This window comes from Hydrogenophaga sp. 70-12 (assembly GCF_001897365.1).
Taxonomy (GTDB): Bacteria; Pseudomonadota; Gammaproteobacteria; order Burkholderiales; family Burkholderiaceae_C; genus Hydrogenophaga; species Hydrogenophaga borbori.
The window spans coordinates 16,074-18,421 of the sequence record NZ_MKSS01000118.1 but is presented as its reverse complement, the minus strand read 5'-3'; the positions used below and the strand labels follow the sequence as shown (position 1 = coordinate 18,421).

Here is a 2,348-nt window from a genome sequence, read left to right as displayed (position 1 = left end):
ACCGCCTGATCGACATGGGCCCCGGCCCGGGCGAGCGCGGCGGGCGCATCGTGTTCGACGGCACGCCGGCGCAGATCCGCTCGGCCGACACGCTCACCGGTGCCTACCTGGGCGCGCGCAAGACCATCGGCATGGGCTTCAAGCGCGCCGTCACCGACAGCACGCCGCGCCTCATCCTGGAAGGCGCGCGCGAGCACAACCTGAAGAACGTGTCGGTGGAGTTCCCGCTGCAGCGCCTCGTGGTGATCACGGGTGTGTCGGGCTCGGGCAAGTCCACGCTGATCCAGGACGTGCTGGCGCCCGCGCTCATGCGCCACTTCGGCCAGAGCACCGAATCGCCCGGCGCGCACGACCGCCTGCTCGGCGCCGAGCAGCTGGCCGACGTGGTCTTCGTCGACCAATCGCCCATCGGCAAGACCGCGCGCTCCAACCCGGTGAGCTACGTCGGCGCCTGGGACGCCATCCGCGCGCTGTTCGCCGACGCGCCGCTGGCGCGCCAGCGCAGCTACACGCCGGCCAAGTTCAGCTTCAACAGCGGCGACGGCCGCTGCCCCACCTGCGGCGGCTCGGGCTTCGAGCACGTGGAGATGCAGTTCCTCTCCGACGTCTACCTTCGCTGCCCCGATTGCGACGGCAAGCGCTACCGGCCCGAAATCCTGGAGGTGAAGATCGACCGCGGCGGACGGATGCTGAGCGTGGCCGACACGCTGGAGCTCACCGTCAACGAAGCGGCCCAGCTGTTCGCGCACGACCGCGAGGTGATCCGCGCGCTGCAGCCCATCGTGGACGTGGGCCTGGAGTACGTGAAGCTGGGCCAGCCCGTGCCCACGCTCTCGGGCGGCGAGGCGCAGCGCCTCAAGCTCGCGGGCTTCCTGGCCGAGGCCGCCAAGTCCGCGAGCGCCAGCCGCCAGGCCGTGTCGCGCAAGGGCACGCTGTTCCTGTTCGACGAGCCCACCACCGGCCTGCACTTCGACGACATCGCCAAGCTCATGCGCTCGCTGCGCAAGCTGCTGGACGCCGGCCACTCGCTGGTGGTGATCGAGCACAACCTGGACGTGATCCGCGCCGCCGACTGGCTGGTCGACCTGGGTCCCGAGGGCGGCGCGGGCGGCGGCGCCGTGGTGGCCGAGGGCCCGCCCGAGCAGGTGCGCGAGCACCCCACGAGCCACACCGCGCTGGCCTTGCGCGAGTACGCGGCGGCCATGGACCAGGTGCACGCGGTGGGCGAGGCGCCGGCGCCGTACCGCGCGCGCGCCACCGCGCGCCGCGCGCCGCGCGACGAAGCCATCCGCATCGTCAACGCCAAGGAGCACAACCTCAAGCAGCTCAGCGTGGACATCCCGCGCGGCAAGTTCAACGTCATCTCGGGCGTGAGCGGTTCGGGCAAGAGCACGCTGGCCTTCGACATCCTGTTCAACGAAGGCCAGCGCCGCTACCTGGAAAGCCTCAACGCCTACGCGCGCAGCATCGTGCAGCCGGCGGGCCGGCCCGAGGTGGACGCGGTGTACGGCATCCCGCCCACGGTGGCCATCGAGCAGCGCCTGTCGCGCGGCGGGCGCAAGAGCACGGTGGGCACCACCACCGAGGTCTGGCATTTCCTGCGCCTGCTCTACGTGAAGCTGGGCACCCAGCACTGCGTGCACGATGGCGCGGCCGTGAAGCCGCAGAGTGCCGACAGCATCGCGGCCGCCATCCTGCGCAAGCACGCGGGCCGGCACGTGGGCCTGCTGGCGCCGCTGGTGGTCAACCGCAAGGGCGTGTACACCGAACTGGCCGACTGGGCGCGCCCGCGCGGCTTCAGCCACCTGCGCGTGGACGGCGACTTCCTGCCCACCACCGGCTTCCCGCGCATCGACCGCTTCAAGGAACACACCATCGAACTGCCGGTGGCCGATTTCGTGGTGAACCCGGCCGACGAGGCGCAGCTGCGCCGCGAACTGGCGAAGGCGCTGGAGCACGGCAAGGGCATCCTGCACCTGCTGCACCCGCTCGACGGACTGAAAGAGGCCATCGCCGAGGGCCGCCCCACGCGCGACATCGGCGCCGTGGAGGTGTTCAGCACCGCGCGCGCCTGCCCGGTGTGCAGCACCAGCTACCCCGAGCTGGACCCGCGCCTGTTCTCCTACAACAGCAAGCACGGCTGGTGCCCCGACTGCGTGGGCACGGGCGTGAAACTCTCGCGCGAGCAGCGCAAGGCGCTCGACGATTCGGTGCGCGACGCCGACGAAAAAGGCCGCGAACAGAGCTTCGCCGAGCCCGAGGTGGAAGGCGTGGGCGACGAGGCCTGCCCGACCTGCGAAGGCTCGCGCCTCAATGCGCAGGCGCGCGCCGTGCGCTTCGGCGGTGTG

Annotated in this window: 1 protein-coding gene; it reads left to right on the top strand. The window is 71.4% G+C overall.

The window, feature by feature from the left end; all coding sequences use genetic code 11:
- The coding region (locus BGO22_RS07565; protein ID WP_502686440.1) for an excinuclease ABC subunit UvrA at positions 1–2,348 on the top strand (2,348 nt) is incomplete at both ends.